The sequence below is a fragment of the Archangium gephyra genome, assembly GCF_042230915.1.
Taxonomy (GTDB): domain Bacteria; phylum Myxococcota; class Myxococcia; order Myxococcales; family Myxococcaceae; genus Archangium; species Archangium gephyra_B.
In genome coordinates, this window is sequence record NZ_CP102578.1 from 5,352,404 (window position 1) to 5,374,536 (window position 22,133).

Genomic DNA, 22,133 nt, shown 5'->3' on the forward strand with positions numbered 1-22,133 from the left:
CACCGGGGTCAACACCCCGGTGGGCCCGGCGCTGCCCTGAGGACACCCGGGGCGGAAACCGCTCACCCGGGCGTTGCCATGGGGGGCGCGCGGTCGTAAGACGGGGGCCCGTGTCCGAGCAAGATCCCCGGAAAGATCCCCGTTACCGTCCCTTCCGAGCCGCCGCCTACGGCCTCTACATCGCCGTGGTGTCCGCCTTCTGCCTGGCGATCATCATCAGCGTGACGCGCTCGGTGACGGCGATGACCCCGGCGAGGAAGCCCCCGGAGGAGCAGGCGCTGACCTACCGGGAGTGCCTCGACGCGGCGGACGGGCTGTGGTCGGAGCTGGAGTCCGAGCGCGAGAAGCTGGTGCGCATCTCCCCGGCGCGCGAGGTGGACCGGCAGTGGCTGGCCTTCCGCACCGGCTGGCTGCAGCGCATGCGCGACGCCGAGGCGCGCTGTGCGCTCGAGTCCCGGGATCGCACGAGCCTCAAGGAGGTGTTCCGCCGCCTGGAGGACGTGCAGGATCTCTACTCCATCCACGCGGTGCAGTACGCCGGCGAGGTGGGGGGCGTGGTGGACGCGCTGCGCGGCGCCTTCTCCGCGGCCCGCAAGAACCCCGCGGCGGGCCGGCTGCCCTGAGCGCGGCCCCTGCCTAACCGCCGCGGTGGGGGCCCTTGGCGGAGGCCGAACCGCCGTGCAGCCGGGTGTGCAGCGTGTCCGTCAGCAGGTACCAGAACTGGACATTGCCGAAGCTGAGGATGTCCCCGTCCTTGAGCGTGCCCTCGCGGGTGCCGAGCGTGCTGCCGTTGAGGAAGGTGCCGTTGGTGGAGCCGGTGTCGCGCACGGAGCAGCGGCCCTGGGGCTCGCTCCAGCGCAGCACGGCGTGACGCTTGGACACCGAGGCGTCGTCGATCACCAGGTCGCAGTCCGGAAGCCGTCCCACGCTGAGCTCCTCCACGCGGGCGAGCGGGGGCAGGGTGGTGATGAGCAGGTTCTCGAACTCGAAGAGGAGCGAGAGCATGCCCTGCTCGATGGCGCCGGCGGAGGCCACGCGTGTGGGATCGATCGCATCCGTCGAGGGAAGACCGGGAGCGCGTTGAATGAGGACGAAGGGGCCGAGCTGACGGCGGAAGGCCCCGATGGACAGTGACGCGCCGAGCGCGCGCAGTTCCTGGATGGACAGCACGGCGCGGCAGCATGCCAGAAGTCCGGCGGGGCGGGCGTGCGGAAGAAGCGCCGTCGCTGGTGCGGAGGACGGGTTTCGTTGACCGGCCAGTCAAACGCCCGTTACAGTTTCCCTTTCGGCCCGGCCGCCGCCATCGTTGAGAGGCGGTGGCGGGGGCCTCAGCGTTCACCTGTTGCCGTGGGAAGGAGTCGTGTCGATGAGTGGGAGCGGGAACATTCCGATGACCCCGTCGGGTCTGCGGAAGCTGAAGGCGGAGCTGAAGCACCTTCAGACCGTCGAGCGCGGGAAGATCTCCCGGGAGATCGAAGTGGCGCGCGCGCACGGGGACCTGCGGGAGAACGCCGAGTACCACGCGGCCAAGGAGAAGCAGTCCCACATCGAGGGGCGCATCCTGGACCTGAACGACTGGATCGCCCGGGCCGAGGTGATCGACCCGGCGAAGCTGGGCGGGGACAAGGTCGTGTTCGGGGCCACGGTGGATCTGCTGGACGTGGAGTCGGACAAGACGGTCACGTACCGGCTGGTGGGTGAGCTGGAGGCGGACCTGAAGAAGCGGTGGATCGCCGTGACGTCGCCGGTGGCGCGGGCGCTGATTGGCAAGAAGGTGGGCGATGTCGCCACCGTGCAGAGCCCGGGCGGCACGCGGGAGTTCGAGGTCCAGGAGGTCCGGTTCGAGGACCCGCAGGAAGACGCGCCGGCGGAGGGCTGAACGCAGCTCGAGGCCAGGCGGGCGGGGGAGCGGGCGAGAGCTCGTTCCCCCGTGTCGTTCTGGTGGGCGGAGAGAAGGCCGCGTCTTAGGATGAAACGCTCGGATCCTGCCTGTGAACCATCCGCTGACCAGCCTCGTTGGACCGTTGCGGTACGCCTGCCGGAGTGACTTCGCCCATCTGTCGACGGTGAAGGACCTGCGGAGTGTCTTGGAGCGCGCGCTCGCGGGGGCGACGGGGGTGGACGGGGAAGCGCTGAAGCAGATGAGGGCGGCGTTGCCGCACGTGGACCATCCGGCGCCGGAGCGACGCAAGGCGGCGCTGAGGAGGGTGGTCGTGGGGCTGAAGCTGAGTGGGGTGCCGTTGCCCGAGGAGCTGGCCCAGGTCGCCCGTGAAGCGCCCCTCGAGTCCCCCACCGTGCCCAGCTCCCCTCGCCCTCCGGGAGAGGGACGGGGTGAGGGTGCCACGCGCCCCAGGTTGAACCGAGCCCCTCTCCCTCTGGGAGAGGAGCCCCCCGTCGTTCAAAGGGGGGGCAAAGCCCCCCGGGGTGAGGGCCGTCCCGAGCTCGTCCCCGAGTGGAAATCGAGAACCCCGGCTCCGCCGCCCCCGGGAACGCGGACCGCGGATGCGCGGGCGGTGGTGGAGAGTTCCCTGCCGCCATTGGCGCGCCGTCCGGCCCCGCCGCCGCCCGAGGCGAAATCCGCCGCCCCCGAGGAAAAACCCGCCGCGAAGCGCAAGAAGAAGAAGGCGGCGAAGGGGCAGGAGGAGTCGCGGGCGGAGGCGAAGCTGCTGTCGATCGCGCCGCGCTCGGGGCCGCTGGCGATTCCGCTGAAGACGATGGGCAAGAAGCTGGGCCCGAGGCTCCTGGCGGCGCTGAACAAGAAGGGGCTGAAGCGGGTGGGGGACATCCTCTTCCTGCTGCCGCGCTGCTACGAGGATCGGCGCAAGCTGCAGACGATCGCCGAGCTGATGCCGGGGGAGCGCGGGGTGACGGTGGGCGTGGTGAAGATGGCGGACTTCGTGCCGAGCCGGACGGGTAAGCGCTACTTCCGGGCGGTGGTGGCGGACCGCTCGGGGAGCATCGCGGCGACGTACTTCAACGCGGGCCCGTGGCTCAAGGCGCGCTTCCCGGTGGGCAAGCGGCTGGTGCTGTCCGGCGAGGTGCGTGCGTCGCTGTCGGGGCGCGAGATGGCGCACCCGGAGATCGAGCCGGCGGAAGACATCGAGGTGTCCTCGGTGCACTTCAACCGCATCGTCCCGGTGTACCCGGGGTTCGAGCGGGGGGATCAGCGCATGTTCCGGGAGCTGGCCTCGGTGGTGAGCGAGTCCTACTCGGAGCACGTGGAGGAGCCGCTGCCGGCGAGCCTGCGCCGCAAGCTGGAGCTGATGACGCTGCCCGAGGCGCTGCGGGCCATCCACTTCCCGGCGGGGGACGCGGATCCGGAGATGCTGGACCGGCACCTGAGCCCGGCGCACCGGCGGCTGGCGTTCGACGAGCTCTTCTTCCTGCAACTGGGCATGGGCCTGAAGCGGCAGGGGGTGAAGACGGAGAAGGGCATCACCTTCGACGTGTCGGCGCCGCGCCTGGAGAAGGCGCGCGGGGCGCTGCCCTTCCAGCTCACGGGGGCACAGAAGAAGGTCATCGAGGAGATCTCCCAGGACATGGGCGGGCCCGAGCCGATGAACCGGCTGGTGCAGGGCGACGTGGGCTCGGGGAAGACGGCGGTGGCGGTGGTGGCGGCGCTGGTGGCGTTGCAGGACGGCTACCAGGTGGCGGTGATGGCGCCCACGGAGATCCTGGCCGAGCAGCACGAGCGCACGTTCCGCAAGCTGCTGGAGCCCCTAGGCTACAAGGTGGGGTTGCTGAGCGCGGCGGGGACGGCGAAGCGCAAGCGCGAGGTGCGCGAGGCGGTGGCGCGGGGGGAGATCCACCTGGCGGTGGGCACGCACGCGCTCATCCAGCAGGACGTGGGCTTCCAGAAGCTGGGCTTCGTCGTCATCGACGAGCAGCACCGCTTCGGCGTGCTGCAGCGGCACACGCTGATGAGCAAGGGCGTGTCGCCGGACGTGCTGGTGATGACGGCCACGCCCATTCCGCGCACGCTGGCGATGACGCTGTACGGGGACCTGGACGTGTCCGTCATCGACGAGCTGCCGCCGGGGCGCACGCCGGTGAAGACGCGCGTCTTCAACGACAAACAGCGGGCGCGGGTGTACGAGGCGGTGGCGTCCGAGGTGCAGAAGGGCCACCAGGCCTACGTGGTGTATCCGCTGGTGGAGGAGTCGGAGAAGCTGGACCTGGAGGACGCCACGCGCGGGGCGGACAAGCTGCGCCAGGTGTTCCCCGGCGTGGAGGTGGGGTTGCTCCACGGGCGGATGAAGCCCGAGGAGAAGGACCTCGTCATGGACGCCTTCCGGGCCGGCACCATCCAGGTGCTCGTGTGCACCACCGTGGTGGAGGTGGGCGTGGACGTGCCCAACGCCTCGGTGATGGTCATCGAGTCCGCGGAGCGCTTCGGCCTGTCGCAGCTGCACCAGCTGCGCGGCCGGGTGGGGCGCGGCGCGGCGGTGAGCTACTGCTACCTGGTGGCCAACCTGGCGCGCTCTTCCATGGACTCCTCGGAGCGCCTGGGCGTGATGGAGCACAGCAGTGACGGCTTCGTCATCGCGCAGAAGGACCTGGAGATCCGCGGCCCGGGCGAGTTCCTCGGCACGCGGCAGAGCGGCCTGCCCGAGCTGGCGGTGGCCAACCTCGCGCGCGATGGAGATCTGCTCTCGCTGGCGCAGCAGGAGGCGCGGCGCATCCTCGGGAATGATCCGAAGCTCGCCGCCCCCGAGCACCAGGCGCTGGTGAAGGCGCTCGAGGAACGCTGGGAGGGGCGGCTGTCCCTCGCCCGAGTGGGCTGAAGAAGCCAGGCTGAAAAAGAAGAGGGGCGGCCCGGAGGCCACCCCTCGTTCAACAGGGCCCGGGGCCCGCGGTCACACTACCCGCGGCCGAAGGCACGGCGGCGCGAGAAGAGCAGGCCGGCGCCGAGCAGCAGCATCGACACCATCGAGCTCTGGCCGGAGCCGCCCGTGCTGGAGCAGCCCATGCCGCCCTGCTGCTCCTTGGGCACGTCCACCGTCACCTGCTGCTTCGCGGACGCCTTGCCGTCGGACACCGTCAGCTCGAAGACGAGCGTGGCGCCATCCTTGGACTTGGGAGACACGAAGCTGGTGATCGAGCCATCCGCCGGGGTGAGCGTGACGGACGGGCCGGACACCTGCGTCCACTGGTAGGTGAGCGCGTTGCCGTCCGGATCCGTGGAGCCGGTGCCATCCAGCGTGATGCTGTCACCCGCCACGCTGCCGCCGGCGATCTTCCGGGCCAGCGCCGTGGGCGCGCGGTTGACGTTCGTCACCAGCAGGTTGACGGTGACGGCCTCGCTCTGCGCACCCTCCGGGTCCTTCACCATGAGGCGGAAGGTCATCAGGGTGTCGCCCAGCACCTCGGGCGTGGTGAAGCTCAGCGTGGCGGTGTCTGCACCCGTCAGCTCCACGACCGGGCCACCCGTCTGCTCCCACGTGTAGCTGAGCGCGTCGTCGTCGGCGTCCATGCCCTCGGCGTCGAGCGAGAGGTGGGTCCGCTCCTCCACCATCTTGTCGTTGGGACCCTTGACCACGGGCTGGCGGTTGGACTTGTGGACGACCACCTTGACGGTGTCCACGGCCATCAGGTTGGTGGTGTAGGCCTCGAGGCTGAACACCAGCTCCGTGTCCACCTTCACGTCCGGCGCGGTGAAGGTCGTGGTGAGCGCGCCGTCATCCTTCAGCGTCACCGCCGGGCCGCTGAGCTGCGTCCAGACGACCGCGAGCACGGGGTCCCCATCCGGATCCGTCACCGAGCCGGAGAGGGTGGCGACACCGCGGCTGGGGACATGGCTCTCCTCACCCGCGTCCGCCACCGGATCGTGATCCGTGATCACATAGACGGTGACGAGGGCGGGAGCGCTGTTCTCCTTCGAGTCGTTGACCACGAGCTGGAAGACGAAGGTCTCGCTGTTCTCCACGCGGGGCTCGAAGGAGGGCCGGGGCGTGTTGGCACCCGTGAGCGTCACGGGGGGACCGGACAGCTGGGTCCACGTGTAGGTGATCGCGTCGCCATCCGGATCGAAGCTGCCGCTGCCGTCGAGCTTCACCGTGTTGTACAGCTTGTTACCCGTATCCAGCTGCACGGTGAAGTTGGCGACTGCCTGCGGCGTCTTGCCGGCGTGGGCCACCGGGCGGCGGTTGCAGGCAGGGGCCGAGGGATCGCCCGCAGGACCCTCGAAGGCCTCGCGAACGGGGCCACCGAAGGGCAACTGCCGGGGGTCGATGCCGACGAACTGCAGGTCATCCACGTCCAGGCCGTGCGCGCCCACGCCCGGATCGGAGCCGATCCGGAAGCGGAACTGCACGCGCTTGCCCGCGAGCGCGCGGCCGAAGTCCAGCTCCGCCTCGTCGAACCCGGGGAAGGCCGCGCTCAGGCCGGTGTAGCCGGGCGCTCCGTCGAGCGGGTTGGAGAAGCTGCCATCGCCGATGTACTCGGTGTAGCCGGGGTCCACGTCGTAGTCGAAGACGTTGTGCCACTCGAGGCCGTCGGTGGTGAACTCCACCACGGCGCCGTCGTACCCGGGCGAGCCGCCGCCGTTGGGCGTCTCGAAGGAGTGGCGGTACTTGAAGCGGAAGATGAAGTCCGCGTCGGTACGCACCTGCACCCAGGGGGAGGCGAGGGCGATGTCGGAGGTGAAGGGCAGGTCGCGGCCGGTCCAGAAGCGGTTGCCGTTCTCCACCACGCGCTGCCAGGGCTGCTCCGCGCCGAAGCCGGCGACGGACGAGGTCCACGCGGTCGTCTGGGCCTCCACCGTGTCCAGGTCGCTGGTGCCCGCGGACTCGTCGGTGTTGACGAGGCCGTTGTAGCGCACCGGCCTCAACGGATCGGGGAGCGTGGGCTCATCGAGCGTCACGAGGATGCCCGCGCGGGGCTCGGCACCGGTGGTGGCCTGCAGCTTGACCGGGAGCTTCCGGGTCACCGTCTGCATGGGGGCCAGGGCCGGGAAGCTGATGGCGTTGCCCGCGAACAGCTCGAAGGTGGCGCTCTCACCGGAAGGGAAGACATTGGCGTTGAAGGGGCTGGTGCTGTTCCCGCCCACGTTGCGCAAGGTGAGGGTGAGGTAGCCCGTCTCGCCCACGTCGAGCACGCCGTCCTGATCACACCCGGCGAGGGTGTCGTCCAGCTTGATGCTCACCACCTCCAGGTTGGTGCCGGCCTGGAAGCTCTCCACCGCGCCGATGAAGTCCTGGGAGTCGCGGTCCGGCGCCTTGGCGCCGAAGCCCATGCCGCGCCGGGCGAAGGCATTCACGAAGCGCGTGTAGTCCGCGGCATCCGAGGCCTTGGCCACCGACAGCAGGGCGTCACGCGCCTCGATGTAGGTGGGGCTCGACGGGGTGGCCTTGTAGGCGGCCACCAGGTACTGCTTCATCCGGCTCTCCGCCTCCCCGAAGGGGTAGGCGTTGAGCAGCGAGACGTAGCACTCCCACAGCATGGTAGCCCATACCTCGCCACCGTTGTGGACCTCGGAGTTGGCCCGGCCGTCATGGCCGCTCGACACGGGGTGCGTGTCCGGCAGCGGATTGCCGTTGGCGATGTGCTTGAAGGTGAGGCCGTTCTTGCTGAACGAGGTGGAGTAGGGCACGCGGCGGATGCCGTAGTAGGCACCGGGGACGCCGGGGCCGCTGGTGACGTACGAGGACACCGTGTAGACGCCCTGGAACAAGTTGTTGCCCGAGATGGTCCTGTCCGAATCGCGCACCTGCATCATCAGGGCGTGGAAGTCGCCCCAGCCCTCGCCCATGGCGCCGCCCTGGTAGTTGTTCAGGCCGTTGGCGTCACCGATGAGGCGGTTGCTGATGTAGTGGCCCCACTCGTGGGCGACGATGGCGTTGTCCAGCGTGCCGTCGCGGGCCACACCGGGCTTGAACTTCACCATGCGCACGTTGACGGGGCCCGTCCCGAGCGCCTTCTTGAGGGCGGCGCCGTTGCTCTGCAGCACGGCCACCACCGGGACGGTGATGGAGGCATCATCGCCAATGGGGGTGATGCCGCCGGACGTGTTGTTGGCGAGGATCACACCGATGGCGCCCGCGTTCTGCGCGTTCTTCGTCTTGATGGTGAAGGCGCAGGTGCCGCGGTCCAGCAGGGCGATCTTGCCGGCGATGTCCGCCGCGTTGGTGAACGCCTCCGTGCTGCAGCCGTCCGTCACCGTGCCGTGGCGTGCCAGCACCACGTCGCCGGTGAGATCGTACTCCTGGGAGCCGAACTGGGCCGCCGAGGGCGTGACGACCAGGCTCGCGGGGGTGTTGACGTCGAGCCCGAAGCGCGCGACCGGGGTGAACACGTACATCTGCATCCGCGGGGACGCGCCATCCGCGGGGGTGGACATGTTCGCGTTGTCGGTGCCGCCGTAGTCCTGGGCCTCGGCGCGCATCCGGTCGCCCTCGACACCGCCGCGGCCGAAGTTGGCCGCCTGCGCGTTGCCGGAGGCCTCGTCGAAGCCGGCCGCGTAGAACGAGTCGTGCAACCAGTTGGTGACGTAGAAGAGGTTCGTCACCGCCGCCTGGCGCTGGGTGGCGTTGAAGCCGGGCGCCTTGGACAGATCGTAGACGTAGTCGAAGCCCGGATCCGTGCTCTCGCCCGCGAGGGCCGCGCGCACGTCGTTGCTGCCGTACTGGAAGCCGTCCGGGGACGACAGGTCCGCGTAGGCGTCCACGTTGTTGCCCACCGTCTCGGTGGCGCCCGCCGGCAGCCACGGATCATTTCCGGGCAGGCTGGAGATGTTGATGGTGTTGGGCAGCAGATCCAACCGCACGTCCACGCCGTCCGGAACGCCGGGCGCGTAGGGCGTGGTGCCGGTGCCGTGCGGGCCGTCATACGGGGTGAAGGGCTCCGTCGATTCCGCCCAGACCTTGTAGCGGTAGCTGGTGCCGGCGTGCGCGGACAGGTTGTTGCGCATCAACAGCGCGCCGTCCACCGCGGACACCACGAAGGAGTGGTAGTCCGAGCCCGTGGTGTTCTGGAGGGCGGTGTTCATCTCCACGTACCAGGCCGGCACCAGGCCGTCCGGCATCGTGTAGTAGACCTTCTTGGCGCGCGCGGGCACCACCAGCGCGTGGGTGAGGACGTGGGCGGAGCTCACGCTCGCGTCCAGCTCGAAGTGCGAGTAGGCCCCGTTCACCTTGCCGTTGGACACGAAGCCGCGCGCCGGCATGGAGATGCCGGTCTGGTCCTGGAAGGCGATGGCGATGGCCTGCTCGGCCGGGAGCTTGAAGGAGCTGGCGGTGCCGAGGCTGGCCTTGCGGGCCGACTGCGCCGGCGCCAGGTAGCCGGACACGGCCACCAGCTCGAGGTTGCGGTCCATGACGACCTTCACCTCGTTGCGGAAGACCTCGATGCCGTCCACCTGCTGGGCGAAGCGGGCGATGACGGGGCCCTTGCCGGTCTGGTGCACCGACTTCAGCTGCGCGGCCGACACATCCTCGCTGCCCAGGCGGTACAGGTCCGCCACCGACTGCAGGTGCGCGCGAGCGGCCTGCTCCGGCTTGCGCGCCCCCGTCATCTTGGCGCTCACCCCCGTGGCCGGGCCCGAGCCCGCACGGGTGTTCCACACGAAGCTCGGCACGCCGAGCCGATCCTCCATCTGCGACACGCGCAGGCCGCGCGTCCGGAGAGAATCGTCCTGGGCGACGAGCCCCTTGTCCTCCTGACGTGCCAGGAAGGCGTCGTAATTACCGCGATTCGCTGCCAGGGCACTCCCGCTCGCGAGGGGCGTGAGCAGCAAGCCGGCCCATAACGTCTGCCTCAAACGCATGCAGCCTCCGTACTGAACTGTGGGGGTTTCCGGTCTCCACATCCCCTACTGAACGAGCCAGGGTCCGGAAGGTCGCATGATAGTCGTGAATTTGACGGGCCGTCCAAGCGCCCCGGGCCGCCAGCTCTCCTCATCGAAGAGCAGGCAGCGGAGTTGCAAGCAGTGCGCTCCGCGCGATTTCCACGGAGGGCAATGAATTGCGGTTGTGTTGGACGCCGCCCTCAGCGCTGGGCGAAGCGGTTGAGCAGATTGGCGAGCGCCATCACCAGCTCGATCGGATCCACCGGCTTGGGCACATACACGTGGAAGCCCGCGCTCAGGGCGCGCGTGCGATCCTCCAGCCGGGTATAGGCGGTGAGGGCGGCGGCGGGCACCTGGCCTCCCCGCGCCGGAGGCAGGGCGCGCACCTGGCGGATGAAGGCGTAACCATCCTCGTCCGGCATGCCGATGTCCGAGACGAGCACGTCCGGCGGAGCGCGCTGGAGCAGCTCGAGGCCCTCGGCCGCGCTGGAGGCGGGAGTCACCACCGCGCCGCGATCCTCCAGCAGCGCCCGGAGCAGCTCGCGGGTGCTCTGCTCGTCATCCACCACCAGCACGCGCACGCCGGAGAGATCTGGCAGGTACGCGGACAGTGACGGATCCACGAGCACCGGAGCGTTCGGCTGGGACGAGCCCTCGGGAGCCCGCGCCGCGGCCACCCGCTGCAGCCGTAGGGTGAAGGAGGAGCCGCGGCCCTCGCCCTCGCTGTGCGCCTGGATGGTGCCACCGTGCAGCTCCACCAGATGGCGCACGATGGACAGCCCCAGCCCCAGGCCTCCGTAGCGGCGGGTGGAGCTGCCGTCGCCCTGACGGAAGCGCTCGAAGACGTGCGGCAGGAAGGCGGGATCGATGCCCTTGCCCGAGTCCGTCACCTCCAGCTCCACGTGCTCCTCCACGCACCGCAGCCGGATGCCCACCCGGCCTCCATCCGGCGTGAACTTGATGGCGTTGGTGAGGAGATTCCACGCCACCTGCTGCAGCCGCTGGGCGTCACCCTGAACGGGGCCCGCTCCAGGCTCCAGCTGCGCCTCGATGCGGATGTTCCGGGCCGCCGCCGCCGGGCGCACCGTGTCGAGCGCCGCCTCCACCACGGGCGCCAGCCGCACCGGCTGCATGTCCAGGCGCATCCTCCCGGCGACGATGCGCGAGATGTCCAGCAGATCATCGACGATCTGCGCCTGGGCCCTGGCGCTGCGCTCCACCGTCTCCAGGGCGCGATCCAGCTTGTCCGGGGGGAGCATGCCGCTGCGCAGGATGCTGGACCAGCCGAGGATGGCCGTGAGCGGGGTGCGCAGCTCGTGCGAGACGGTGGCCAGGAAGTCGTCCTTGGCGCGGTTGGCCTCCTCGGCCCGGTCTCGCTCCTGGCGCGCCAGCTCGAAGAGACGCGCGTGCTCCACCGTGATGGCGGCCCGGTGCGCCAGCTCCTCGGCCACCCGGAAGTCGTCGGCATCGTAGGCGCTGTGCTCATCGCCCGTGGCGAGCACGAGCACGCCCAGCTTGCGCTCGTCCAGGGAGATGGGCACCGCGACTCCCCCCAGCCCCACGAAGGCCCGCCGCAGCTCCCGCCGCGCCTCGTCCGTCTCCGCGCCGAGCGCCTCCTCGGTGAGCACGGGGAGGAGCTGGGGCCGGCCGCCCTCCATCGCCTCGGTGAGCAGCCCGAAGGGCCCCTCCAGCAGCCGGCCCGCCTTGCGCAGCCGCAGGGCCCGGACGGGATCCACGTCGGTGAAGGCCACCCGCTCGAGCGGACCCTCGCCCTGGCGCAGGTAGAGGCCGCACCACCCGGCGAAGCGCGGCACCAGACTCCGGGTGAAGCGCTCCAGCGCCTGGCGCAGCTCCAACGTGGAGGAGAGCGCGCCGCTCGCCTCGGAGATGAGCTCCAGCGCCTGGCGCGCCCGCCGCTGCGCGGTGATGTCGGTGATGGAGCCCACCCACTCGCGCACGGAGCCGTCCTGCTCCAGCACGGGAACGCCGCGCGACACCACCGGGGTGTACGTGCCATCCGTGCGGCGCAGGCGGTACTCCACATCGTAGAGGCCGCGCGTGGAGAAGGCCCGCTTCCACGCCGCCGACGCCCGGGCCCGATCCTCGGGGTGGATGGCCTCCAGCCACCCGCCGCCGTTGCGCCACTGCTCGAAGGACTGGCCGGTGAAGTGCCGCCAGGTGGGCGAGTCCTCCTGGAAGACGCCCGTGGCATCCGTGGTCCAGAGGATGGTGGACGTGGCCACCACCAGGGAGCGGAAGCGTGCCTCGCTGCGGCTCAGGCTGCGCGCCAGTTGCTCCGCCTTCCAGCGCGAGCGCACCAGGTCCGTCACCTCGAAGGCGAACGCGGCCACGCCGTCCACCCGCCCCACCGCGTCGCGCAGCGGCTGGCAGGTGAGGTGGAAGAGGCGCTCCTCGCGCTGGCCCCCGGCGTTGCGCACCCAGAGCGACACCTGCTCCAGCACGAAGGGGGCGCCGGTGGTGTAGACGCGGTCCAGCACCTCCAGGAAGCCCTGGCCCTCCAGCTCCGGCAGCGCCTCGCGGGCGGGCCGGCCGAGCACCTCCCGGCCCCCATGGAGCTGCCGGTGGCGCGGGTTGGACAGCTCGAAGACGTGCTGGGGCCCTCGCGTCACGAAGGCCACGGCGGGAGCGCTCATCATCAGCGTGTGCAGGCGCGCGGACCCGGCCTCCACCTGCTTGAGCGCCGTCACGTCCCGGAGCAGGACGAGCAGCCCCTCGCCGGTGGGGAACACCCGGGCCTCCAGCCAGGTGCCCAGCGGCGCGACGTACTCCTCCACCGTGGCCGGGGTCCCCTCCGCGAGCGCGCGGCGGCAGGCCCGGCCGAGCTCCGTCTCCTCCAGCCCGGGCAGCTCCGTCCAGAGGGGGCGGCCGAGGAGCAGGTTCCGGGCGCGGCCCAGGAGCCGCTCGGCGCTGGTGTTGACGTAGGTGGGCCGCCCCTGGACGTCGAGTGCGAGCACTCCGTCCGTGACGACCTCGAGGAGCTGGTCGAGGCGCGGCGGCGCGTGGCCGTGCGTGTCCGTCAGCGGAATCATGAGGGGGAGCGTGACAGGTTGATCTCCCGGCCGCCCGCCCTCTCTCCCCGACAACGACCGGCAGTGAACGGCGCAACCAGGCGCGCTCGGGCGCTGAGACCTCCAGCGTTGAGCCGCCCACACCCGGAGTTCATGTGAGCGCGCGGAGCTCCCGCAGGGCGGTTTCCACCTCCTCGGGCGAGTTGAACAGGCTGGGCGAGATGCGGACGTACTTCGTCACGTACGGCGTCACGGTGGCGATGATGTGGCGCTCCTCGAGGCGGTGGACGACATCCGACGCCTTCCACCCCTCCACCTCGAAGCAGAGGATGCCCGCGGAGAGCGCCTCGGCCATGGGCGTGCGCAGCCGCACGTGCGGCATCTTCGCCAGCCCTTCCTTCATCTGCCGGTTGAGCGCGTGGATGCGCTCGGCCACGCGTTGCCGCCCCAGCTGCTGGTGGAACTCGAAGGCCTTGCCCAGCGCCCAGCGGTGCTCGAAGGAGTGGAAGCCTCCCGGGGTCATGAGGGGGCCCGGCGGCTGCTCCTGGAAGGGCGTGTCCTTGGCCCAGATGCGCACGAAGGGGGAGTGGAAGGTGGGAATGGTGCACTGCAGGGTCTTCCAGGCCTCGGGCCTGCCCCAGATGAAGCCCGTGCCCCGTGGTCCGAACATCCAGCCTGCTCGCCCAGGGAGGAGGCGTGTCCGGCTTGAGCCCGCCAATCCCCGCCGTTACAGCCACGTCCCCGGGAGTGGGGCAAGGAGACGGAGCGACGTGGCACAGCCGAAGGAAGTCCAACCGCGGTGGGAGGGGCTGGTGTTCGTCTGCCGCAAGTGCATGAAGCGCGCGGGGGCGAAGGGGCTGCGCGGCACGCTCAGGGAGGAGCTGGGCCGGGACGTGCGCGTGGTGCAGAGCGGTTGTCTGAAGCTGTGCCCCAAGGACCGCGTCACCGTGGTGGTGGGCGGGGACGAGCGCATGCGCTGCCTGCTCGTCGACCCCGAGGAGGACACGGACACGCTCGTCCGCGCCGTCTCCGGCGCGCTCGGCCGCCCGTCGTAGGCGGCTGACGGCGAGGCCTACGGGATCAGGCCCACCTGCCGCAGCATCGTGGAGAGATCGTAGAAGGCTTGGTAGTGGCAGATGCGGCCGTCACGGAACTCCCAGCGGTCCACGCCCGTAACGGACATGCGCTTGCCGGTCGGCTGGGCGCCGGTGGGCAGCGCGCCCAACATCGTCCCCGACAGCCGCCAGTGGAACATCACCGACTTGCCATCCGCGGCCAGATAGGGCGGATCCATCACCTCGCAGGTCAGATCCGGGAAGGCGGTGAAGGAGGCCTCCAGCAGCATCATCGCCGTGGCGCTGCCCTTGCCCGGCTGCGGCAGCATGGGGTCCGCCCAGTACACGTCCTCGGTGACGAGCGCCTGGAGCGGGTTCGAGGCGGACTCCTTCTTCGTCCACGCGGCGGCGTAGCGGCGCACGAAGTCGTTGATGAATTCCTGGGTGAGGGCGGGCATGGGGGAAGGGTCCTCGGCTGAGAGTGAAGGCCCGGAGCTTCGCAGCCGGCTGCTTGCCCTCCAAGGACTCGCGCGGTACGGGCCGTGGCACAACGCCACAGTCCCAGAATGCCACGATGCCCAGGGGGCCCCCGGAGTGTGGCGGGACGCTACAGCTCCAGCCCGGCTGGATCCGAGGGTCTCCAGGGGAGGGCGGTTGGCACGCCCGTCGCAGTGTCCCCCTGCCATGATCAATCGGGTGGAGACGTTGAAGAAGGACCACGGCCGGCTGCGCGTGCTTCTCAACGCCTGCGAGGGGGCGAGCGCGATGGAGCTGCCGGGCCTGTTGCGCCAGCTCCATGATGTCTTCGTGCCGCACCAGCGGGCCAAGGAGCAGCTCTACGACGCGGTGGTGGCGACCTGCCAGGACGCGAGGGATGCGACCACGCTCACGCTGATCAACATCTTCCGTACCAACCTGTCGGTGATGTCCAACGCGGTGCTCGGCTTCTTCATGAACGTGGATCCGGATCCGGACCGGCTCCGGTTGCGCTTCCGCACCGTGTCCACCGCCCTGCGCTCCCTGATGGACACCGAGGAGAAGTCCGTCTTCCCGCTCTGCCTCCGCCAGCAGTCCCGCATGCAGCCCGCCCAATCCCTGCGCATCCAGACCCTCTCCTCGCCGCAGCGGCAGGCAGGTGGACGATGAGCTTCATTCCTCCCGAGGATCTCTCCTTGCTCGACAACGCCGAGCGGCTGTCCTGCTTCGATGCCCCGCTGCTCGATTCCACGCCGGATCCGCAGCTCCAGGCGCTCGTGTCCGAGGCCACCGCGTTGACGGGCTTCCCCATCGCCCTGGTGAGCCTGGTGGTGCGGAAGATCCAGTTCTTCCGGGCGCACGTGGGGCTGCCGCCGGATCTCGAGGCGATGCTCGCCACCGATCGCTGCACGTCCTTCTGCCAGTTCGTGGTGGCCCGGGGCGAGTGCATGGAGATCGAGGACGCCACGCGCGAGCCCGGCCTGCCCAGGGATCTGGTGGAGCGCTACGGCATCCGGGCCTACGTGGGCTTCCCGCTGAAGGTGCTGGGCCGGACGGTGGGCTCCTTCTGCGTCATCGACGCGAAGCCCGCGCGGCTGAAGGTGGAGGTGCTGGCGAAGCTGGGGGAGCTGGCCCTGCGCACGAGCGCCCGGTTGGAGGAGCTGGCGCGCCAGGTGCCGGCCTCGAAGTCCCGCTCCGAGGCCGAGGACAGGGCCCGGGAGGCGTGGCTGGCCGTCGCCGAGGCCCGGCCGCTGCTGACCCTCAGCGAGCGTTTCGCCGAGGGGACGCTCTCGTTCGAGGAGTTCGAGCGGGGCCTGGGAGCCCTGGCGGGGCTGGTGGCCTTGTCCGCCTGACCCGCTCGTCCGCCGACCCGGGCTATGCTTCGGGCGGAGACCGAGGGGGCCATGAACCTTCCGAGAGAGCTGGTCGAGGCGGTGCGCAGGCACCAGGTCGTTCCCTTCGTGGGGGCGGGCGTGAGCATGGGGGTGAAGCGGGGGTTGTTTCCCTCGTGGACGCAGTTGCTGGAGGGGCTCGCGGAGCGGCTGGAGCAGGAGGCGCTGCCGGAGACGGTGGTGGCCGAGGTGCGGCAGCGCATCGCCGGGGGCGACTTCCTCACGGCGGCGGAGATCGGCTTCAAGGAGATGGGGGCCTTCCGCTTCAACCGCTTCCTGCGCGAGCGGTTGCGCGTGCTCCGGCCCGCGGATGCGGATCTCTCCGTGGTCCGGGCGCTCTGGGGTCTGCGGCCCGAGGTGATGCTCACGACCAACTACGACGATGTCCTGTTGTGGGGCCGGGACGGCGCGGAGTCCATCTCCAATGATCAGGAAGACGAGCTGAACCTGATGGACGCCGAGGCCTCGCCGGAGGCTCCGCGGCTCTGGTACCTCCACGGCACCATCCACCGGCTCTCGACGCTCATCCTCGGTGGGGCCGACTACGCGCGGCTTTATGGGGATGGGACCCAGCAGGATGGGCGCTACTCGCTCTATACGAATGCCCTGGTGCGGCTGCGCGAGTGGATCCGGGCCAAACCCTTCCTCTACGTGGGCTTCAGCTTCAGCGACCCCTACGTGCTCAAGCAGATCGAGCACGTGCTGGGCATCACGAAGGGCCGGCACGTGCCGAGCTTCGCGCTGATGAAGAAGGGGAGCATCGAGCGCGGCGCGCTGTGGCCCCGCTACAACATCCAGCTCATCGAGTACGAGGATCACGGCGCGCCCCTGGCGGCCTGTCTGAACGAGCTGTCCCGAGCGGCCTTCGGGCAGCAGGTGCCGGCACCGGCCGCCATCGATCCCTTCTCCTTCCTGTCCGCCGGGTCGGCACCGGGCGACATGTACCGCTCGCCGTCTTCTCCCTCGCGCAGGCCGGACGCCTTCGCGCTCGAGTCCTTCTCGTCCCCGGCCGGTCCTTCTCCGGCGCCCCAGGCTCCTCCCCAGGCGGCGCCCCAGGCCGCGCCCCCCATCCCGTTGGATCCGCCGCACGTGCCCCGGCCGGCGCTGGAGCAGGAGTACGCGCGGATCCTCCGGAGCCAGCACCGGCTGGTGCTGCTCGCGCCCGACGAAGGGGGAGCGAGGTCGCTGGCGCGCCGGGTGGCGGAGCAGTACGGGGAGCGGGTCACCTGGCTGGCGCCGCCGAACCTGCCGGACTGCACGGAGGCCGACTACTGCCGTGCCCTCGCGGGAGACGCGAGCGTCACGAGCTTCGATGCCCTGGTGGAGCACCTGCGCCAGCGGGCCGTGGGACTGGGGCGCGAGCACCTGCTCGTCCTGCGCTACGAGTGGGGGCCGCTGGGGCACCTGGACACGCTCGGCAAGCACCTGCGGCGGTTGATGGAGGAGCCGTCGAAGGTGGAGTTCCACCTGCTGGTAGCGGGAGGGGAGCGGGCGGCGTGGCTGCTGCACAACGTGCCGAAGTTCTCCGTGTACAAGGACGCGCCGCGGCGCGAAGTGCCCGACCTGACGGTGGACGAGGTGCGCCAGTTGCTCGACGGGGTGCGCCTGGACGGGAAGCGGTGGGCCAGCGAGGTCCACGAGGCCACGGGCGGCCATCTGGGCCTGCTCAAGGAGGTCCTGCTCGGAGCCGGGGCTCTCGACCGCGAGGCGGTGACGGCGAGACTGGCGCGCAGCCCGTCGGTGCGAGGCGCGCTCCAGGACCGGCTGCGCGAGGACGAGCGCAACGGCTACGCGGGGAGGCGGAGCTGCCGCTTCGTGCTGGAGGAGGTGCTCGCGGGGCGGCCCGTGGATGCGCTCGAACCGTTGGATCACCGCATCGAGCACCCAGAGGTGCGTCTGTACTTCGCCGGGCTGGTGCGGAGTGACGCGGAGGGGAAGACCGTGCTGCGCTGCCGGGCGGTGGAGCTCGCCGCGAGGGACGCGCTGGCGCGCAAGGACGTGCGGCCGTGAGGCACGGGATTCCCATCCTCTGCATCGTTCTGTCGTTGTGGGCGGCGAGCGCCCGCGCGGCCGGGGATGACGTGCTTGTTCCCGAGGGCGAGTCCCAGGAGTTGCTGGACGAGGTGGCGTGGGCGCCCATGAGGAACGTCAGAGCCGTGGCCTTCAGCCCGGACGGCCGGTGGGTGGCTTCGGTGGGAGGCGATGGCCCGGTGAGATTGTGGGAGGTGGGCAGCGGCCGGGAGGTGCGGAGGTTGGACGGCCTGCACCTGGCGGAGGCCATGGCGTTCAGCCCGGATGGCCGCCTGGTGGCTGCGTGTGCGTCGCGCGGGACGGTGATGGTGTGGGAAGTGGGCACTGGCAGGGTGGTGCGGAGGTTCGTGGTCTCCTTCAACTCGCTTTCGGGTTCGGTCCTGACCGTGGCGTTCAGCCCGGATGGACGCACGTTGGCCACGGGCGGTATCTCCGGTGCCGTGGGCCTCTGGGAGGTGGAGAGCGGGAGGGCACTGGGCTGGTTGGAGGGTCACACCGGTTCGGTACGGAGCGTGGCGTTCAGCCCGGATGGACGCACGTTGGCCGCGAGCGGGGATGGCGGGACGGTCAAGCTGTGGGAGGTGGGCGGTAGGCGGGAGGTGTGGACGCAGGAAGGCCATACGCATCAGGAGATGTTGGCCGTGGCGTTCAGCCCGGATGGACGCACGTTGGCCTCGGGCGGAGTGGACGGAACGGTGAGGTTGTGGGAGGTGGGCAGCGGCCGGGAGGTGCGGAAGCTGGAGGGCCACACGCGGGGGGTGCGGTCCGTGGTGTTCAGTCCGGATGGCCACCTTCTGGTGTCAGGAGGAGCGGACGGGACGGTGCGGCTGTGGGAGGCGGGCAGCGGCCGGGAGGTGCGGAGGCTGCAAGGTCACGTGTTCCCGGTGCAGGCAGTGGCCTTCCATCCGGATGGCCGCACCCTCGCGTCGGGAGGGAATGACGGGACGGTGCGGCTGTGGGAGGCGGGCAGTGGGCGGCAGGTGTGGAAGCTGGCGGGCCATTCCTCTTGGTTGAACTCCGTGGCGTTCAGCCCGGATGGCCGATGGCTGGCCTCGGGCCATGAGCACGGATGGCTGCGGCTGTGGGAGGTGGGCACTGGGCGGCAGGTGCGGGCCTGGGAGGGACATCCGGATGCCGTGGAGGAGGTGGCGTTCAGTCCGGATGGCCGGCTGCTGGCCTCGAGTGGGACGGATGGAACGGTGCGCGTGTGGGAAGTGGTCAGTGGGCGAGAGGTGATGCGGCTGACGAGTCATCGGGATTGGAGGGGGAGCATCGCGTTCAGCCCGGACAGCCGGATGTTGGCACTGCGATACGAGGACGGGGCGGTCGGCCTGCGGGACGTGGAGGGGGGAGCGGAGGTACGAAGACTGACGGGCGAGAAGTCCGCTGCGGAGTCCATCCGGTTCAGCCCGGATGGCCGGCTGCTGGTGTTGGGCTATGTGGACGGGACGGTGGGTGTGTGGGAGGTGGGCAGTGGGCGGAAGGTGCGGACGCTGAAGGGCCGGAATGGTCGAGGTGACGTCGCGTTCAGCCCGGATGGCCGGATGCTGGCTGCGGGTGGCGTGGGTGGACCGATCTGGTTGTGGGAGGTGGGCAACTGGCGGCAGGTCCATGTCTTGAAGGGGCATGACGTCTCGGTGAACTCCGTGGCGTTCAGCCCGGATGGCCGCACGCTGGCCTCGGGGGCGAATGACTACACGGTGAGGTTGTGGGACGTGGGGCGCGGGCGGGAGTTGAGGAGGATGAGCGGCACCACCATCGTGACGTCCGTTGCCTTCAGCCCGGATGGCCGCGAAGTGGCTTCGGGAGGATGGGACGGGGTGGTGCGGGTGTGGTCTTCCGCGGACGGGCGTCCGCTCTCCAGGTTCTGGTCCGATGGGGCCTCGAACTGGATGAGCCATCGGGCGGAGCGAGGAGTCCTGCGCCACGATGATGGGCGTCTCCTCCAGCGTAAGCGTGAGGATGGAGCGCTGGAGCCCGTGCTTCCGCCCCCGCCCGAAGCGGCCTCCGCGCTCTCCGTTTCGGCCGCTCCCGGCACGGCTCCTGGCGATTTCGGCGAGCTGGACGAGCTCGTCCTCCACGTCTCCAATTCCAGCAAGGCGGGCAGGGCGTACTGGATCCGCGTCGAGCCGGTCGAGCTTCCACCGGGGCTGGTCCTCCTGCCTCCGCCGGCCGTCTTGCGTCTGGAACCCGGTGGCACGGTAGCCCTTCGAGCCGGACTGTCCTACCTGCGGCCCGAGGGCGGTACGGTTCCGCGGAACACGCGAGTCCGCATCAAGGTCGTCCATGCCTACGGCGAAGGCCCAACGGTCGAGGTGCCCATCCGGCTGCGCGCTCCCGAGGTGGAGGTGGTGGATGCGCCCCGCGTCGATGGAGAGAACCTGACCCTCACCCTCAAGAACACCGGTGAGCAGGCTTCGGGAGCGCTCTCGCTCACCGGGCTGTTCCGGGCAGAGGGCGCCCAGGAGCAGGCCAGTCCGCAGCAGAAACTGGAGGACCTGCCTCCGGGGGTGGAGAAGACGCTCGCCCTGGCCATCCCACCGGAGATGCTCGAGGCGGGCACCTTCTCCTTCGCCTTCACCACCCGGTTCGAGGCGTGGCCGCGCACGAGCACCCGGACCTTCGAGAACGTGAACGTGCAGCTGCCCTATGCGAGATACGGGGCGCTCATGATGGGAGCGTTGCTGATGGGCGTGGCGGTGTATTACACGCGCGTCTACCGCAACCCGGTGGTGGTGCAGACAGCGGCCTCGCCCTCGGCCCTCAGGGCGTATTCCCTCTCCGAGATGAGGGCCGCGGATCTCGCGCTCCAGCGGGCCCGGCGCCGCGATGCCACCGTCATGGCGGCGGGAATCCCCCTCGTTCGTTGGGAGCGCGTCCTCCGGGGGGCGGGAACGGCCGCCGAGGCCGCGGAGGCCTTCTCGGAGGCGGTCGGCGGAAGGCTCGGCGGCGTCCTGGCTTCGGGAGCGTGGGCCGTGTCGTTGCCGCCGCTGCGGCTGCGGTTCGCGCAGGAGACGGCGGTGGTTGTCGTGGATGGCCCGCGCCTGGAGTCGGGCGAGGCCGGGCGGCGCATGGCGGATGTCTTCCAGGACGGCAAGGGGCCGAGCCAGGTGCTCGTGTTGGATCGCACGGGGGCGCAGAATGCCGTGCAGGTGCTGCGTCAGGTGCCGCAGGTGCGCGCGGTCGTCCTGACGGCGGAGCGGCTGAGGGATCTGCTCGTCGCGGAAGAGCCGGTGCGCGTGCTCGAGGCCACCATCGCCGAGCAGGTGGCCGTGTCGGAGCTGTCGCCGTACCAGGTGGCGGGGGCCGTGAAGAGCGAGAGCTTCTTCTTCGGCCGCGAGCGGGAGCTGCGCGACATGGTGGATCGCTCGTTCCGCAACTTCCTGTTGGTGGGCCAGCGGCAGATGGGCAAGTCCAGCCTGCTGATGGCGGTCAGGCGGAGGCTGGAGGCGCGGACGGGCGTGGACGTCCACTATGTGGAGCTCGCGGACGCGGAGTTGCACCGTCATCTCGCGCGGCACCGCAAGCTCGTGCCCGCGGACGCTACCGCGCTCCCTCCCTTCGAGGAGGTGGCGGCGGGAGAGCCCTCGCGGCCCCGCGTGTGGCTGATCGACGAGGTGGACGACTTCGTCAGCACCGACGCGAAGGCGGGCTATCCCCTGGTGCGGGTGATGCGCGCGCTGGCGGAGGAGGGGCGCGCGTACTTCATCCTCGCGGGCTTCTGGGACTTGTACCGGGCCGTGGTGCTCGACGAGAAGCAGCCGCTGCGCAACTTCGCGGAGCACCAGCGCCTGAATCCCCTGGACGCACGCGCGGCGCTCGCCCTGGTGACCGAACCGATGGCCGCCCTGGGGCTCGCCTGGGACGCCCCCTCGACGACGGAGTACCTGCTGGAGCGGACCGGGCGGCGCGCGAACCTGCTCGTACTGGCCTGCAAGGGTCTGGTGGAGACGCTGCCCCAGGACACCCGGACGCTCACCCGCGAGCACCTGGAACGGGTGCTCCGCGAGGATCGCGACCTGCGGGACCAGTGCCGCCGCTGGCGCGGGGACTCGCCGCTGCACCGGGCGGTGGTGCGCCAGGCGCTGCTGCTCGGCCAGCCCACGCGCGAGGAGGTCCGTGTGGCGCTCAAGGCCCGCGGGGCCGATGTCAGTGCCTCGGACTTCGACGAGGCGATGGATCACCGCGAGCTCAGCTACGTGCTGGTGCCGGACGCCGAGGGGCGGCTGTCCTGCCCGGTGCCCCTCATGCGCGGCTACATCGAGTCCGAGCGGGGCCTGGAGCAGGGGCTCTCCGAGGACCTCGAGGATCTCCGCCGGGGGCGCCTCGTGGTGCCCCCGCCCGCCGCGTGAGCGGTACCGGCCCC

At 70.4% G+C, this 22,133-nt stretch carries 13 protein-coding genes; 8 read left to right on the forward strand and 5 right to left on the reverse strand.

All coding sequences use genetic code 11. The features are described 5' to 3' along the window. Positions 1-110 precede the first annotated feature (110 nt). Complete coding sequence (locus tag NR798_RS21060; protein ID WP_375773273.1) at positions 111-623, forward strand: hypothetical protein; 513 nt, start codon at positions 111-113, stop codon at positions 621-623. 13 nt (positions 624-636) lie between these two features. On the opposite strand, the gene NR798_RS21065 is transcribed toward NR798_RS21060, so the two are convergent. Further along, positions 637-1,170, reverse strand: coding sequence for an FHA domain-containing protein (locus tag NR798_RS21065; protein WP_375773274.1), 534 nt, complete (start codon positions 1,168-1,170; stop codon positions 637-639). Between the two features lie 196 nt (positions 1,171-1,366). Between NR798_RS21065 and greA the strand changes: the two genes are divergently transcribed. Together greA and recG are read left to right on the forward strand one after the other, a co-directional pair. Beyond that, positions 1,367-1,879 (forward strand): transcription elongation factor GreA, encoded by a 513-nt coding sequence (greA, locus tag NR798_RS21070; protein ID WP_375773275.1) that lies wholly within the window; start codon positions 1,367-1,369, stop codon positions 1,877-1,879. Positions 1,880-1,991: 112 nt separating this feature from the next. Then, positions 1,992-4,784: an ATP-dependent DNA helicase RecG gene (gene recG, locus NR798_RS21075; protein ID WP_375773276.1), complete on the forward strand. Its 2,793-nt coding sequence runs from the start codon at positions 1,992-1,994 to the stop codon at positions 4,782-4,784. A gap of 77 nt (positions 4,785-4,861) precedes the next feature. On the opposite strand, the gene NR798_RS21080 is transcribed toward recG, so the two are convergent. The 3 genes from NR798_RS21080 to NR798_RS21090 form a co-directional block, all read right to left on the reverse strand. Beyond that, positions 4,862-9,763, reverse strand: a complete 4,902-nt coding sequence (locus NR798_RS21080) for a myxosortase-dependent M36 family metallopeptidase (protein ID WP_375773277.1) — start codon at positions 9,761-9,763, stop codon at positions 4,862-4,864. A gap of 221 nt (positions 9,764-9,984) precedes the next feature. Next, positions 9,985-12,834 carry an ATP-binding protein gene (locus tag NR798_RS21085; RefSeq protein ID WP_375773278.1) on the reverse strand — a complete coding sequence of 950 codons (2,850 nt, stop codon included), beginning with the start codon at positions 12,832-12,834 and terminating at the stop codon, positions 9,985-9,987. A gap of 130 nt (positions 12,835-12,964) precedes the next feature. Beyond that, positions 12,965-13,483 carry an aminotransferase class V-fold PLP-dependent enzyme gene (locus NR798_RS21090; RefSeq protein WP_375773279.1) on the reverse strand — a complete coding sequence of 173 codons (519 nt, stop codon included), beginning with the start codon at positions 13,481-13,483 and terminating at the stop codon, positions 12,965-12,967. 100 nt (positions 13,484-13,583) lie between these two features. Here NR798_RS21090 and NR798_RS21095 point away from each other — a divergent pair, with 100 nt between their 5' ends. Beyond that, positions 13,584-13,868, forward strand: coding sequence for a hypothetical protein (locus NR798_RS21095; RefSeq protein WP_375773280.1), 285 nt, complete (start codon positions 13,584-13,586; stop codon positions 13,866-13,868). Between the two features lie 17 nt (positions 13,869-13,885). Here the strand turns inward: NR798_RS21095 and NR798_RS21100 are convergent, their stop codons facing one another. Next, positions 13,886-14,326, reverse strand: coding sequence for an ester cyclase (locus NR798_RS21100; RefSeq protein WP_375773281.1), 441 nt, complete (start codon positions 14,324-14,326; stop codon positions 13,886-13,888). A 226-nt stretch (positions 14,327-14,552) separates the two neighbouring features. On the opposite strand from NR798_RS21100, the gene NR798_RS21105 reads away from it, so the two are divergent. Genes NR798_RS21105 through NR798_RS21120 form a run of 4 tightly spaced genes read left to right on the forward strand, consistent with a single transcriptional unit; the run spans position 14,553 to position 22,119 of the window. Next, positions 14,553-15,014, forward strand: coding sequence for a hemerythrin domain-containing protein (locus NR798_RS21105; RefSeq protein ID WP_375773282.1), 462 nt, complete (start codon positions 14,553-14,555; stop codon positions 15,012-15,014). Beyond that, complete coding sequence (locus NR798_RS21110; RefSeq protein ID WP_375773283.1) at positions 15,011-15,697, forward strand: GAF domain-containing protein; 687 nt, start codon at positions 15,011-15,013, stop codon at positions 15,695-15,697. Before NR798_RS21105 ends, NR798_RS21110 begins: the two co-directional genes overlap by 4 nt. Before the next feature lie 51 nt (positions 15,698-15,748). Continuing rightward, positions 15,749-17,746 (forward strand): SIR2 family protein, encoded by a 1,998-nt coding sequence (locus NR798_RS21115; protein WP_375773284.1) that lies wholly within the window; start codon positions 15,749-15,751, stop codon positions 17,744-17,746. Then, positions 17,743-22,119, forward strand: a complete 4,377-nt coding sequence (locus tag NR798_RS21120; RefSeq protein WP_375773285.1) for a hypothetical protein — start codon at positions 17,743-17,745, stop codon at positions 22,117-22,119. The genes NR798_RS21115 and NR798_RS21120 overlap by 4 nt, the downstream gene beginning before the upstream one ends. Positions 22,120-22,133: the final 14 nt, after the last annotated feature.

Bases quoted from the DNA above. Each gene is read 5' to 3' on its own strand.
- greA (WP_375773275.1), top strand. From the start codon at position 1,367: ATGAGTGGGAGCGGGAACATTCCGATGACCCCGTCGGGTCTGCGGAAG.
- NR798_RS21080 (WP_375773277.1), bottom strand. From the start codon at position 9,763: ATGCGTTTGAGGCAGACGTTATGGGCCGGCTTGCTGCTCACGCCCCTC.
- NR798_RS21085 (WP_375773278.1), bottom strand. From the start codon at position 12,834: ATGATTCCGCTGACGGACACGCACGGCCACGCGCCGCCGCGCCTCGAC.
- NR798_RS21090 (WP_375773279.1), bottom strand. From the start codon at position 13,483: ATGTTCGGACCACGGGGCACGGGCTTCATCTGGGGCAGGCCCGAGGCC.
- NR798_RS21100 (WP_375773281.1), bottom strand. From the start codon at position 14,326: ATGCCCGCCCTCACCCAGGAATTCATCAACGACTTCGTGCGCCGCTAC.
- NR798_RS21105 (WP_375773282.1), top strand. From the start codon at position 14,553: ATGATCAATCGGGTGGAGACGTTGAAGAAGGACCACGGCCGGCTGCGC.
- NR798_RS21110 (WP_375773283.1), top strand. From the start codon at position 15,011: ATGAGCTTCATTCCTCCCGAGGATCTCTCCTTGCTCGACAACGCCGAG.
- NR798_RS21115 (WP_375773284.1), top strand. From the start codon at position 15,749: ATGAACCTTCCGAGAGAGCTGGTCGAGGCGGTGCGCAGGCACCAGGTC.